Source organism: Paenibacillus oryzae, assembly GCF_001675045.1.
GTDB classification, from domain to species: domain Bacteria; phylum Bacillota; class Bacilli; order Paenibacillales; family Paenibacillaceae; genus Pristimantibacillus; species Pristimantibacillus oryzae.
The window spans coordinates 168,059-181,369 of the sequence record NZ_LYPA01000047.1 but is presented as its reverse complement, the minus strand read 5'-3'; the positions used below and the strand labels follow the sequence as shown (position 1 = coordinate 181,369).

Here is a 13,311-nt window from a genome sequence, read left to right as displayed (position 1 = left end):
GGACTCCAAGTGTTCCAAAACGTCTTGAGCAGCTATCGCTTTTTACTGTAAATTTAAGGAAGCGTTATGGGTCAAGCGTAGCCATGCGTGACCGTTAAAATGTGACTTTCCGCAATAATTGGACTCTAACGGGCATAAATGTCCGCAACAAACTAGCCAGTTTTGAACATTCTGATCAACAATGAACAATTGAACGCCAAAAGTCCGCTTACAGTCATTTTTACCATAAGCAGCTTGGAAAGATTGGGAACACATATGATTAATTGATCAAATTAATCAGACAAAAATTTAATATTCTTTTTTCCGGCTAAGTTGAACAAGCTTAACCGTTGCAACAAAAGAAATAATGCCCAACACCACTAAAATGACAGTTTGAATTACGTTGGTAAAGGCCAATGATATATACCAGTCCTGTAAAAATAGCTTTGCTCCATAAAACAGCAAATAATAAATAGATAAAAAAACAAAAAGATGAACCAGCCAATCAGCGGTTTTTCGCATAACATCACCTCACTTAAAAGCTTCTCAAATAAGATTATAGATGAAAAGGAAACGTATTACAAAAAAACGCCCCGAACAGCGATAGCTGCCCGAGGCGCTTTAATTCGGATTAAGTCTGTCTACTTGTCTATCTGTTTGCCAGGTTACTTGGTTTACTTGGTTTACTTGGTTTACCTGGTTTGCCTGTTCACCGCCTGGCTGCTTATCTGCCCGGGTTGGCAAAATGTGCCGTCAGGAAAACGACAGGCGCATTATAATCAATCGCGTATTCGTTGCTGGAGTAGGAGCCCAGCACATCCAGATAAGCTTTGGCGGGAGCCAGCTTATCCTTCACCTCGTTCAGATCGGGATCGCCGCCTTCACGGTTTGGCCCTCCCACTACCAAGCCAGGGAAAAGCACGCCTGATGCATGGCCGGTGCGATGATGCGGGTTGTTGGGGTATTTTTTGCCAACGGCCGTGACATAGCTATACCCGGTCGCGGTTCTTCCGAACAAATAATGAAGATGCTCCAGCGCAACTTGCTCATAGGCAGGCGCAGGCTTAAGCTCATTAGCCAGCAAGAGCAAGGAGCCGTAAGCTCCAGCAACCTTGGCCGATGCCCAGTGATAATCCTGAAGACGGAGTCCGGTCAAATAACCGTCGGCAGCGGAGCGTTGAACGATGGCGTCGGCGCTGCGCGTCATCGCATCCATTATTTTGCCCTTGCGCTCCGGGTCTGCTCCTTCCGCATGGTAATAAGCCCATAGCCCAAGCAGACTGGCATCGGACCAGCTGACAACCTGGGCGTTTTTGCCGAGCAGATCGTCAAAAGCATTTGCAGCATCCCGATAAGCATCCTTGCCCGTTGTCCGGAACAGCTCGGCGGCGGCCCACAGGCGCTCTTCTCTGTCGGAGCCTTTGCCATATGCGCCAGAACCGTCATCCTGGCCTTCATCCTGCCGGTAGCTGAAGGAAGGATTGGCGTCAAGATAACGCTGCGCCCGTTCAGCCGCTTCCAGCAAAACAGCTGCAAACTCCTTGTCATATGGCTCATAGATACGCGCAGCCTGCGCAATGGCACCTGCAAATTGCGCCGTGCTGAATGTAGATAATCCGTACATATAGCGTGGCTGCTTATCCTGATGCGGCATTATAAAGCCAGGCCATGCCGCACCGCTCATTTTGTGAAAAACTGCGCCATCCTCACGCTGCATCTTCAGCATCCAATCCAGCTCGTAACGCACCTCCGCAAGCACATCGGGAAGCTCCGGCTGCGCTGATTCCAGACCTGGCGGAAAGCTCATTTGCCCTTCGGGAAAAGCGCCCGGATTCAGCTCGAAGGCGAGCAGCAGCTGCGCTACAGTCACTGCTGCAGGCGAAATATATTTTCCGAAATCTCCTGCGTCGTACCAGCCGCCGGAGGCGTCGATGATGTCGCCTTTTTTGGAAATGCCGTCGTCAAAGGAAACTATTGTTTCACGATCCTGCAAGTGGCCTGCCGGAACCTTGACGCCGGAGATGCTGTCATCAATATCAACGCCTACGCGCTGGAGCGTATAAGAGCGGAGAAGCATCGTCAATTCCTTAGCGTATAAATTTTCGCCGATTTCAAAAGGAAACGAACGGCCCGCTCCCGCAACGGCGAGCTGATATACTCCAGGTTCGTTGTAAGCTGAAAAATCGGCTTTGCTTACCTTTTCGCCTGCCGCGGCATCAAATAAAGGCTCTGTTACCGTACCGCTAAACACAGGGTTCCCGCTTTCCACCTCGATCAGTTGAAAAGCGGCTCCGCCGTCCTCCCATTTTTCCCCGCCAACAATACCGATTTTGGCAGCTCCCACGGGGTATCCGACCTGGCTTACCTTAACGGCTTCGCCTTCCTTATAATCGCCTCCATCAATGATGACTTGCTGAGTATCAGTACCGTCGCTGCTTTTTTCCCCATCCTTTGACTGCCCCTCCGGGGATGCCGCTGCACCAATAACATCTTCTTTTTCCTGATCCAGACCTCGTTCCATATTATCCGCTCCTCCTTTGAATAGCAGAAGCAATACAAACGCGGCCATAACAAGCGCGATCCCTCCTGCGATTGCGGCGATCCGGCGCCGCTTGCCCGACATCATTGGCTACTCTCCCAAAATATCTTCAATCGCGGACAGATGCTCAGCAGAAAGGCTGATTTCACAAGCGCCGGCATTTTCGGCAATCTGCTCCGGACGGCTGGCGCCTACAATAGCGCTGGCGACATTGTCCAGCCTGAGCACCCATGCAAGCGCCAATTGGCCCGTAGTGCAGCCAATTTCAGCGGCAAGCGCCGAAAGCTTCTCCACGCGCGACAAATGCCAGTCGCTCAAGAGAGAAGTAATCCAGCGATTTGCCGACGAATCCAGTGCGCGGCTGCCTTGCGGCACGCCATCAGCTCCACGTTTGTATTTGCCGGTCAAAACGCCTTGAGCAAGCGGAGAAAAAACAACCTGACCTATGCCATGTCGGCTGCTAAGGGGCACAATTTCTTTTTCGATACCCCGATTAAACATATGGTATTGAGGCTGGTTAACGACAATGCGGTCCAGCAAATATCTGTCGGCTGCTCCTAACGCCTCCTGAATTTGTGCAGCTGTCCATTCGCTTACTCCAGCATACAGCACCTTACCCGCTCGAATTAGATCATCAATAGCGCGAAGCGTTTCCTCCACAGGCGTTTCGGTATCGTAGCGATGGCAATAATAGATGTCCACATAATCCAGGCCCAGCCGTCTAAGGCTTGCGTTTGCCTGCTCCATCACATGCTTGCGGGATAACCCGCGGTCGTTGACACCTTCTCCCATCGGCCAAAATACTTTTGTCGCCAAGACATAAGATTCGCGGGGATATTGGCGCAGCGCCTCTCCCACCACTTCCTCCGCTCTGCCCTGCATGTAGACATTCGCGGTATCAAAAAAATTGATGCCTAGCTCATAAGCCTGCTGAATTGTTTTTTCCGCTGTCACATCGTTTACCGAGTTGCCGTAAGTCAGCCAGCTACCCAAGCTGATTTCACTGACCTTCAATCCCGTTTTACCCAGTCTTCTGTACTTCAAAGAGATCTCCTCCTCAACCTGATTGAAGCATCGGCTGCTTCCTGTTTGCTAAGGCTTGCTCTCTGATTGGCGAGCTGATGCCGGCAGTCTGCGGCTCTACAGCGCTCGCGGGCTGCCGTCGGCATTGATGAAAAATGCCCCTTCCGGCGGAATAACCTTGCGCTCGATCAAATCCAGGATGCCCTTTGCGGCTTCTCCCGCATCGCCGGGCGCTGAAGCGCCTCCCATATCGGTCCTGATCCAGCCGGGATGAACGGCGTAAACCGCGTAGCCCTGCGGGGTTAACGCCTTATGCAGCTGAGCCGTAAACATATTCAGCCCGCTTTTGCTCAAGGCATAGCCATAATCCCCGTCATAGGCGCCCGCAAAACCTCCCGCTTCGGAGCTGATGTTGATAATGGCTTGCTGCTCGCCCTTGCGCAGCAAAGGCATTATGTATTTGGCAACCGCTATGGGGCCATACAAATTAACCCGAAACGATTGCTCCAGCTCCTCAAGACTTACCGATTCCAGCTTCTGCTCCCGGCCCAGCAGCACCGCCGCATTGTTGATTACGCCATCCAGCACACCGGCCTGGTGTGTTAATTCCTGGGCAGCTTGCACGATGGATCCTTCGTCCTCCACATCCAGCGTCAACAGCCGGATGGCATCGCCGTGTTTTTCCTGAAGCTCCTTCAGCTTTCCGGCTGAAGCCGGGGCGCGAACGCCTGCCCAAACCGTATGTCCGCGCTCTGCTGCTTCGCGGGTCAATTGCAGGCCTAAGCCTCTACCCGCTCCCGTAATTAACAAATTCATATTAGCTTTCCTCCTTAGCAGGATGTGCTCCGACCAGGCTTCGCTTTTCCAATTGGATCATCTTGACGGCTTACCGGAGGTAAGTCGAGGAAAAGTAAGGCAGCATGGAGCGAAAAGGCAGCGATAGATGACCTTAAGCGGGTTTTCAGACACGCCCTGGCGCTACTTGTCATTTTCCAGCAGCTCAAGCATAACCTTAAGCGGCCCAAACGTATCCAGATAAGCGTAACGGCCTCCTGTGTATTCGCCCTTCTGAATCAGCTTCATGCCGCCTTTCTCCATTGCCGCAATCCGCTCCTTCATGCCCTCAACGCCGAATGCGATATGATGAATGCCTTCTCCATGCTGATCCAAATGTTCGCGCCATGTGCTGGGGTTGTGATCAGGCTCGATCAGCTCCAGCTGCAGTGAGCCCATATCAAAAAAAGCCAGCTTGGCCCGTGCCTCGGTGGATTCGCCCCGGAGCTCCGTTTGGGCTTTGTCTACCGTATCCGTCCAGAACCAATTCGGCTTTTCCACGCCAAAAAATTGGGCGTATGCCGCCGATACCGCTTCAATATCATGAACAAGCAATCCGATTTGCGTAATAGTATGGTTGCCTAAAGTTCCGTTGCCTCCAGTTTGCTTACCCATTTGCCCAGCCCCTTCGATTCCATAATGGCATAAAACAATAAAGCGCTTGCATAACAGCTTGTATAAAAAAAACGATTAACACGTGTTCACGAGTTAATCGTAGCAATCGCCTATAGGATTGTCAACGTAGACAATTATGAAAAATAGCGCTTACATTTATTTGGCGCTCCTGCTGCCGGAGCTTTATTTTTCAACAACAAGCGCATCCCGCTGGGCAATCAGACATAGCTCAGCCGCCTTGAAGGCATGCTCCTGCGTCATTGCGTTTTCCGTGCCGTTCAAGCAATCCAGAATCAATTGGCCAAAATAAGGGAAGCCCACCTTGCCGCCAACCTTCATATGAAACTCTCCTTCACGGTTGACGAGGTAGAGCTGATCGCCTTCGGCTTCCCTGCCGATATCGATATATTTGCGCAGCTCAATATACCCTTCCGTGCCCAAAATTGTCGTGCGGCCGTCGCCCCATGTGCCTAAACCGTCCGGCGTCAGCCAATCCACTCGGAAATACCCCGTTGCTCCGTTTTCGCCAACCAGCGTCATATCGCCAAAATCCTCCAGCTCGGGATAATCTTTATTGGCGTAATTGGCCACCTTGCTGTTAACGACTTTGCCCTCGGTGTTTCCCGTAAAATACAGAAACTGCTCTACCTGATGCGAGCCGATGTCACACAGGATGCCGCCGTATTTTTCCTTTTCGAAAAACCAGTCCGGGCGCGAAGGCGCATTCAGCCGATGCGGACCAAAGCCGATAACCTGCACAACCCGCCCGATTGCTCCCTGCGAGATCAGATTTCCAGCGTGTACGGCGCTTTCCACATGCAGCCGCTCGCTGTAATAAACCGCATATTTTTTCCCCGTCTCGCGAGACGTTTTCCGCGCTTCCTCCAATTGCTCCAGCGTCGTAAACGGCGTTTTGTCCGTAAAATAATGCTTTCCGCTCCGCATGACGCGTACGCCAAGCGGTCCTCGCAAATTGGGCACAGCCGCGGCTGCAATCAGCGACACCTCGGGATCATCCAAAAGCTGCTCCTCGCTTTCCGCGATTTCCGCTTCGGGATATTTTCGCCGGAACGCTTCCGCCTTGGCCCGATCATTGTCGTAAACCCATTTAAGCTTGGCGCCAGCCTCGATCAATCCATTGCACATGCCGTAAATATGCCCATGATCCAGATTCATCGCAGCAAACACAAATTGGCCCGGCTCAACAACTGACCTTACTTCGCCTGTCGGCGCATAATTCATGCCATCGCTTTTGCTCATTATAAAACACCCTTTCCGTTTGTTTTGCGGGAGGCCGCAATTTGTTTTTGCAAATACGAATAATACAGCTCCTCGTCAATCGGCAAATCCACCCAATCATCCAGCCATGTCGAAAGCAGCATCGCATTGGACAGCATCAAGCCCTTTATGCCGTCTTCGCCGGGTGCAATCAACGGTTCATCGTAAAGGATGCTGTTGACCCAATTTTGCGTAATGCCCTTGTGATCGGGATTTTCGCCATGGATCGGAATTTCGCATTTCCAGCATTCCGGCTGGCCGAATCCGCCCGTAAAAGCGGCGTTAAATTCCCGCTCCGGCGTTCTTAGCCTCCAAAAGGTCAATTGGCCGTCTTCAATAACCACTTTGCCGCGATCTCCGCTAATTTCCAGACGATTGGTGCCAGGCGCTTCTCCCGTCGTCGTTACGAACACGCCGGTTGCGCCATTTTCATATTCAACAAAAGCTGTTACATCATCTTCAACCTCGATATTGCGGTGTTTGCCAAAATAGCAAAAAGCGCGCACCCGTTTTGGCATCATATTAATGGTCCACTGCCACAGGTCCAGCTGATGCGGGTCCTGATTCAGCAGCACGCCGCCGCCCTCTCCGGCCCAGGTCGCCCTCCATGTCCCGGAATCATAATAGGATTGCGAGCGATACCAATTGGTAATGATCCAGTTAGTGCGTCTGATTTCGCCAAGCTCTCCGCTGTCGTTCAAGTCCTTTAGCTTCTGGTAAAGCGGATTGGTGCGCTGATTATACATCATGCTGAATTTGGTATTGCTGCGGGCGGCCGCATCATTCATTTCCCGCACCTGCTTCGTATAGACGCCAGCCGGTTTTTCGCAAAGCACATGCAGCCCTCTTTCAAAGGCGGCAATTGCCAGCTCAGGATGAGAATAATGCGGGGTTGCAATCAAAACTCCATCCACAAGCCCGGATGCCATCAATTCATAAGGATCAGCAAACAAAGCCACCTGCTCGCCAACATGCTGCTTCGCCCACTCTAACCCCGCTGGATCGTAATCGCTTACAGCAGTGAGCAGCACATTACTGACCTCACCTCTGTTCAAATAGCCGATATGCCCTTTGCCCATGTTTCCCAACCCAATAATGCCCAGCCTCACAGCTTCCATGCCTCAGCTCTCCCTTTTATTCCTATAATCGCACTAAAAATATTCACTGCCTGCGCTGCATTAAAAAGTGAAAGATAGTCGTGCCGAATACTCCTGATTTAAACAAATAAACTATCCATTCCTTTGCCTAGGTACACTGCTATAGTAACAAAACGGAATAGCTTCGGCTTCTACAGGATTAACGCATTCCTCTCTTTCATTTAACTCTGGTTGGTGTATAATTTGAGTAGCACAGGAGGGGATCCTATGAGTGTCATGTATTCGATTTCCACGCCATACAGCATCAGCACTAATGCTACCTATAATGCAATCATCTCCTATCACGCCCATCTTCATTATGAAATTTATTATTTTCACCATGGCAAAGCCAATTATTTAATCAATGACCGTGTTTATACGCTGGAGCCCGGCGATTTGCTGCTCATGCACGGCATGACGCTTCACAAAGCGCATAATGATCCCAAGGTAGAATACAAACGTACCATAATTCATTTTGATCCCCACTATTTCAGTCAATTGATACAGCCAGGATTTGCCGGCAATTTGCTTGAGCCTTTCCTGAAGCTTCGCAACATTCGTCTTCAATTAAAGGGCTCTGACAAGGATGAGATGGAGCAAACCCTGACAAGGCTGGAGGAGTTGTACAAGCAAGGAACCCCTTACGCCCATCAGCGCTTTCAAGCCGGATTGCTGGATTTGCTGCTGATCATCGGAGAATTATGTCAAAATCCGCTAAAGGATATACCAAGCTTCCCTTCCTCCAAGGAGCAGCATACACAAGCGATTATTAGCATCTTGGAGGCTCGGTTTAAAGAGGATATAAATCTGGACATGCTGCAGGATAGTTTGCATTTAAGCAAATATTATTTGGCTAAAACCTTTAAAGAAGTAACCGGCATGACCATTTTTCACTATTTAATGCATCGCCGGATTTACGAAGCCAAGCTGATGCTCCTCCAGCAAAACGCCAGTATAACCGATATCGGCTATGAGGTTGGCTTCAAGCATCCCTCCCATTTTAGCCGCTCGTTCAAAAGCCACACCGGGCTGACAGCGGAGCAGTACCGCAAGCAGCATCAGATAAACGGACACGGTTAAAGCGCGGAGGGTCGATGCATCATACAAACATTGCATCACCAGTTGTATTAACCAGCAGGTTGTATGAATTATCGTACAAACATGGCATCACCAACCCTATTAACGTACAGGTTGTACGAAATTTCATACAAAAACAAAGCAGCCGTTACCCCTATACCAAAATTTTGTACGATTTATCGTATAAAACAATCAAAATATCCATCAAAAGTGCAGCGTTTGTACGAATAAACATACAAAGTGTATAACTCGCCCGCTCCTTACTCTCCATGAAGATTCATACGACAGTCAAACCATTCTATTTTTTAAGAACCCGGCACAGGCCATATGTAAAAAAACTCCCTGCATGCAGATTGAACATCTGCTTGCAGGGAGTTTTGCATATTAAGCGGCATATTAAGTTGCCCAGAACCAACTCTAGCCTTGCAGCAGAAGCTGCTCAGGGTCTTCCAGCAATTCCTTAACCGTTACGAGGAAACGAACCGCTTCGCTTCCGTCTACAATACGGTGGTCGTAAGAGAGGGCGATATACATCATCGGCCGGTTCTCCATCCGCTCTTCATCAATCGCAATAGGACGAAGCTGGATTTTGTGCATGCCCAGAATGCCTACCTGAGGCGTGTTCAAAATAGGCGTGGACAACAGAGAGCCAAAAACGCCGCCGTTTGTAATCGTAAAGCTGCCGCCTTGCAGATCGCTAAGCGCTAGCGTGTTGGCGCGAGCTTTTTTCGCAAGATCGACGATATTTTTTTCGATTTCTCCAAAGCTCAGGCGATCAGCGTCGCGGACAACAGGAACAACAAGTCCTTCCTTCGCCGATACCGCAATGCCGATGTCATAAAACTTCTTAACAACAACATCGTCGCCGTCGATTTCCGCGTTTAGCAGAGGGAACGCCTTCAGGGCGCCAACAACCGCTTTTGTAAAGAAGGACATAAAGCCCAAATTCACTTCGTTTTTCTCGAAGAAGGTTTGCTTGCGGCGCTTGCGCAAATCCAGAATCGCCGTCATGTCTACCTCGTTAAAGGTAGTCAGCATTGCAGCCGTACGCTGCGCTTCAACCAGACGTTTGGCGATCGTTGCCCGTCTGCGCGACATCCGCTGGCGCTCAACCGGCTTTCCGCCTTCAACCGGAGCAGGGGACGAGCCTTGGGCTGCCGGCGTGCTTGAAGCAGCCGGGGCGGACGCTGCCGGAGCAGCCGACTTGGTGCCATGCGAGCGCACATCGTCCGGGTAAATGCGGCCAATGCCGTCTTTTCCTTGCACCTGGGTCAAATCAATGCCTTGCTCGCGAGCCAGCTTGCGCGCCGCCGGAGAAGCATTTACGCTTGCGGCGTTATTTCCTGCAGCAGGCGCGACGGTCGGAGCAGGGGTCGAAGCCGGTGTTGCGGCCGCTGGAGCGGAAGCTTCTGCTGCCTGCGAAACAGGCTGCGGTGCCGGCTCAGCGGCCGCTGCTGGCGCAGGAGCCCCGGATGAGGCCCCGATTGTGCCGATCGATTCGCCAACCAGAACAACGTCGCCGTCTTTTTTCGTAATGCCGGACACGGTGCCGCTGCTGTCCGCGCTAATTTCGATGTTGACCTTATCCGTTTCCAGCTCAAGGAGCACGTCGCCTTGATTGACGGTGTCGCCGTCCTTCACAAACCATTTTGAAATAGTGCCTTCCGAGATCGATTCTCCCAAATCAGGTACGATTATTTCTGCCATGTGTGGCTACCTCCCTACCAAGCTGGATTGTATTGGTTGACCATTAAGCGCTGAAGTGATAATAAACTGCTGCTCTGCAGCGTGAACCTCCTGATGTCCGCTTGCCGTGCTTGAACGATCCGGACGGCCAATGTAGCTTACCGTCGCCTTCGACGGAGCAAGCTCGCGCAGGCGGGATTCCATGTAATTCCACGAGCCCTGGTTTTTCGGCTCTTCCTGAACCCAGACAATTTCCGACAAGCGCGGATATTGCGCCAGAATATTTTCAAGCTCTGCCTTCGGCAGCGGATAAAGCTGCTCCACGCGAGCTACGCGAAGCCATTCAAATTCTTTTGCCTCAGAGGCTGACATGGCCTCTTCAATATCCACCATCACCTTGCCTGTACCCAGCAGCAGGCGTTTAACCTTGCTCTTGGCATCCTTGGATTCTCCGGCATCGAACATTGGCAGCACCGGCTTGAAGGAGCCTTCGCTGAACTCCGTGCCGCGAGAAGCTACGCGCGGATTGCGGATCAAGCTTTTTGGAGCCATCAGCACCAGCGGGCGAACATTGTCGCTGCCCAGCATAGCCGCCTGCTTGCGCAAGATATGGAAATATTGAGCCGATGTCGTCAGATTGGCTACGGTCCAGTTATTGTCGGCAGACAATTGAAGGAAACGCTCCAGACGAGCGCTGGAATGCTCTGGCCCTTGACCTTCGTAACCATGCGGCAACAGGATGACCAAACCGGATTTTTGCAGCCATTTTGCGCGGCCGGCCGAAATAAACTGGTCAAAAATAACTTGTGCCACGTTGGCAAAGTCGCCATATTGCGCTTCCCAGATAACAAAGGTTTCCGGCGCAAACACATTATAGCCGTATTCAAAAGCCAGTACAGCCGTTTCCGACAGCGGGCTGTTATGAACCGCAAAGGAAGCTTTTGCTTGCGGCAAAATATGAAGCGGCGAAAACTTTTGGGCTGTGACGTGATCATTCAGCATAATATGGCGGTGAGCAAACGTTCCGCGCTCCGAATCCTGGCCGCTTAAGCGAACCGGCGTTCCATCCGCCAGAATCGTAGCGAATGCAAGCGACTCCGCGTGCGCCCAATCCAGCTTTTCCCCATCGTTCAGGCCGATGGAGCGGCGTTGGAGAATACGCTGCAGCTTGCTGTATTCCGTAAAGGACTCCGGACGATTAAGCAGCTCCAGGTTAATCTCCTTCAACGTTTCCATTGGTACGGCCGTCGCCACGTTTTCAGGTACGATTTTGCCGTTATCCTGAGGCGCTTGAGCATGCTTCTTGCTCTCCTGCTCCTTCATGGAATCATATGCCGTTTGAAGCTCGCCGAGCCTTTTTTGGCGCAGATGCTCTACCTGCTCCTCGCCAACAACGCCTTTGGCAACAAGCTTGTTGCCATAAATCGTGCTTACCGTAGGGTGATTGCGCACCTTGGCGTATACAAGCGGCTGAGTTACTTCGGGATCATCCATTTCGTTATGGCCATAACGGCGGTAGCCGATCAGATCGATAACGAAGCCTTTATTGAAAATCGAGCGATATTCGCAGGCCAGACGGATTGCCGCCAGACAAGCCTCGGGATCGTCGGCGTTAACGTGTACAATCGGAATGTCAAAGCCTTTGGCCAGATCGCTTGCATAATAAGTCGAACGCGAGTCCTGGCTGTTGGTCGTAAAGCCAAGACGGTTGTTGGCGATAATATGCAGCGTGCCGCCATTGCGGTAGCCTTGCAGATTGTTAAAGTTAAGCGTCTCCGCCACAATGCCTTCGCCAATAAAGGCCGCATCGCCATGGACGCAAACCGTAACGGCGCTTTGCACGTTTTGGACCGGGAAGCCGGGCTGCGAACGATCCTCCTGAGCCGCTCTTGTAAATCCTTCTACTACAGGATTAACAAATTCCAGATGGCTCGGGTTATTCGCCAGCGTGAGACGCGTGGACACCGTTTCGCTGCTTTGAACGGAACGATTGGCTCCCAGATGGTATTTTACATCGCCTGTCCAGCCGAAGTTGATGCCGATGGAGCCTTCGGACGGCACTAATTCCTTGTTGGGCGAATGATGGAATTCCGAAAAGATTTTTTCATACGGCTTGCCCAGCACATGCGTTAGCACATTAAGGCGGCCGCGGTGCGCCATGCCGATCAGGACATGCTCTGCGCCGCTTTGCGCAGAATTGCGAACGATTTCGTCCAGCACAGGAACAAGCATATCAAGGCCTTCGATGGAAAAACGCTTTTGTCCGACGAAGGTTTTATGAATAAAGTTTTCGAACAATTCAACCTGCATCAGCCGCTCCAGCAGAGCAATGCGCTCCTCGCCCGTCAGAGGGGCTGGGAACGAGCGGGACTCGGCCTGGCGATGCAGCCAGTTTCGTTCATTCTCGTCATGAATATGCGTAAATTCGTAAGCAGCCGAGCGGGTGTAAATCTTCCTGAGCTGCTGAATGGCTTCCCAGCCGCTTGCCAGCGACTCCGGAGCATTGTCCCAGATCAACGATGCCGGAATGCTGGCCAAATCCTCTTTGGTCAGTCCAAAGGTTTCCGGCTCCAGCAGTTTGGTGTCGGCGGGCTGGCTAATGCCAAGCGGATTAATATCCGCGCCTAAATGGCCGTACCTGCGAATATTCAGCATGAGCTGATGCGCGGCAACGACCTTCTTGAACATATTGCTGTCGATCGCGGAAGCTGGCGCTTGCTTTAAAGCGCTGTCAGCTCGTCCCGAAGAAACGGCATTGGCTGTCTCTGTAATCTCGGGAGGCGGGCCCCACTGTTCAAACATCTCGCGAACCGATGATTCAATGGCTTCCGGGTTTGTCAAGTAAAGCTCGTATTGCTCCTGAACATAACCAAGATTGGGACCATAATAGCTTTTCCAAGGCGAATGATTGACTTCATCATGGACGCTCATTGCAGAAATTTCCACCCTCTCTATTGATAACCATCTCATTATTGCCTGCTGCGGACCAAACCATGCGCGCCCGCTTGCGCTTCTAGAGATTGCTCAATCGTTGACTTTCCATTGCGAAGCATGCCCCGCAACATCGTTTTCACAAAAAAAAGAAATAAAATTGTGATTTTTGCTGTTGCTTGGCTTCTTCATATTTTAGTACAATAACGGATT

General features: G+C 51.2%; 10 protein-coding genes. 1 reads left to right on the top strand and 9 read right to left on the bottom strand.

Annotation, left to right across the window (positions count from 1 at the left end):
• Window positions 1–288: 288 nt before the first annotated feature.
• The 7 genes from A7K91_RS09880 to A7K91_RS09850 all read right to left on the bottom strand — a co-directional run bounded on the left by A7K91_RS09880 (window position 289) and on the right by A7K91_RS09850 (window position 7,386).
• Window positions 289–501 (bottom strand): hypothetical protein, encoded by a 213-nt coding sequence (locus A7K91_RS09880; RefSeq protein WP_068682144.1) that lies wholly within the window; start codon window positions 499–501, stop codon window positions 289–291.
• Between the two features lie 202 nt (window positions 502–703).
• Entirely contained in the window at window positions 704–2,605 is a 1,902-nt protein-coding gene (locus A7K91_RS09875) for a glycoside hydrolase family 9 protein (RefSeq protein ID WP_068682142.1), read from the bottom strand.
• A gap of 3 nt (window positions 2,606–2,608) precedes the next feature.
• Window positions 2,609–3,562 (bottom strand): aldo/keto reductase family protein, encoded by a 954-nt coding sequence (locus A7K91_RS09870; RefSeq protein ID WP_068682141.1) that lies wholly within the window; start codon window positions 3,560–3,562, stop codon window positions 2,609–2,611.
• Between the two features lie 96 nt (window positions 3,563–3,658).
• Window positions 3,659–4,357, bottom strand: coding sequence for an SDR family oxidoreductase (locus A7K91_RS09865; protein WP_068682139.1), 699 nt, complete (start codon window positions 4,355–4,357; stop codon window positions 3,659–3,661).
• A gap of 162 nt (window positions 4,358–4,519) precedes the next feature.
• Window positions 4,520–4,990, bottom strand: a complete 471-nt coding sequence (locus tag A7K91_RS09860) for a VOC family protein (RefSeq protein ID WP_068682138.1) — start codon at window positions 4,988–4,990, stop codon at window positions 4,520–4,522.
• A 183-nt stretch (window positions 4,991–5,173) separates the two neighbouring features.
• A complete protein-coding gene (locus tag A7K91_RS09855) occupies window positions 5,174–6,250 on the bottom strand; it encodes a Gfo/Idh/MocA family protein (protein ID WP_068682136.1) in 1,077 nt (358 codons plus the stop codon).
• A complete protein-coding gene (locus A7K91_RS09850) occupies window positions 6,250–7,386 on the bottom strand; it encodes a Gfo/Idh/MocA family protein (protein WP_068682134.1) in 1,137 nt (378 codons plus the stop codon). Before A7K91_RS09850 ends, A7K91_RS09855 begins: the two co-directional genes overlap by 1 nt.
• A gap of 246 nt (window positions 7,387–7,632) precedes the next feature.
• On the opposite strand from A7K91_RS09850, the gene A7K91_RS09845 reads away from it, so the two are divergent.
• Window positions 7,633–8,484 carry a helix-turn-helix transcriptional regulator gene (locus tag A7K91_RS09845; protein ID WP_068682132.1) on the top strand — a complete coding sequence of 284 codons (852 nt, stop codon included), beginning with the start codon at window positions 7,633–7,635 and terminating at the stop codon, window positions 8,482–8,484.
• Window positions 8,485–8,898: 414 nt separating this feature from the next.
• Here the strand turns inward: A7K91_RS09845 and odhB are convergent, their stop codons facing one another.
• Both odhB and A7K91_RS09835 read right to left on the bottom strand, forming a co-directional pair.
• The gene (gene odhB / locus A7K91_RS09840; RefSeq protein WP_068682130.1) at window positions 8,899–10,188 is read right to left on the bottom strand and encodes a 2-oxoglutarate dehydrogenase complex dihydrolipoyllysine-residue succinyltransferase; all 1,290 of its coding nucleotides are present in this window, start codon (window positions 10,186–10,188) and stop codon (window positions 8,899–8,901) included.
• A gap of 6 nt (window positions 10,189–10,194) precedes the next feature.
• Window positions 10,195–13,098 (bottom strand): 2-oxoglutarate dehydrogenase E1 component, encoded by a 2,904-nt coding sequence (locus tag A7K91_RS09835; RefSeq protein WP_068682128.1) that lies wholly within the window; start codon window positions 13,096–13,098, stop codon window positions 10,195–10,197.
• Window positions 13,099–13,311: the final 213 nt, after the last annotated feature.

Coding starts and splice junctions, on each gene's coding strand:
- A7K91_RS09880 (WP_068682144.1), bottom strand. CDS start 501: ATGCGAAAAACCGCTGATTGGCTGGTTCATCTTTTTGTTTTTTTATCT.
- A7K91_RS09875 (WP_068682142.1), bottom strand. CDS start 2,605: ATGATGTCGGGCAAGCGGCGCCGGATCGCCGCAATCGCAGGAGGGATC.
- A7K91_RS09865 (WP_068682139.1), bottom strand. CDS start 4,357: ATGAATTTGTTAATTACGGGAGCGGGTAGAGGCTTAGGCCTGCAATTG.
- A7K91_RS09860 (WP_068682138.1), bottom strand. CDS start 4,990: ATGGGTAAGCAAACTGGAGGCAACGGAACTTTAGGCAACCATACTATT.
- A7K91_RS09855 (WP_068682136.1), bottom strand. CDS start 6,250: ATGAGCAAAAGCGATGGCATGAATTATGCGCCGACAGGCGAAGTAAGG.
- A7K91_RS09850 (WP_068682134.1), bottom strand. CDS start 7,386: ATGGAAGCTGTGAGGCTGGGCATTATTGGGTTGGGAAACATGGGCAAA.
- A7K91_RS09845 (WP_068682132.1), top strand. CDS start 7,633: ATGAGTGTCATGTATTCGATTTCCACGCCATACAGCATCAGCACTAAT.
- odhB (WP_068682130.1), bottom strand. CDS start 10,188: ATGGCAGAAATAATCGTACCTGATTTGGGAGAATCGATCTCGGAAGGC.
- A7K91_RS09835 (WP_068682128.1), bottom strand. CDS start 13,098: ATGAGCGTCCATGATGAAGTCAATCATTCGCCTTGGAAAAGCTATTAT.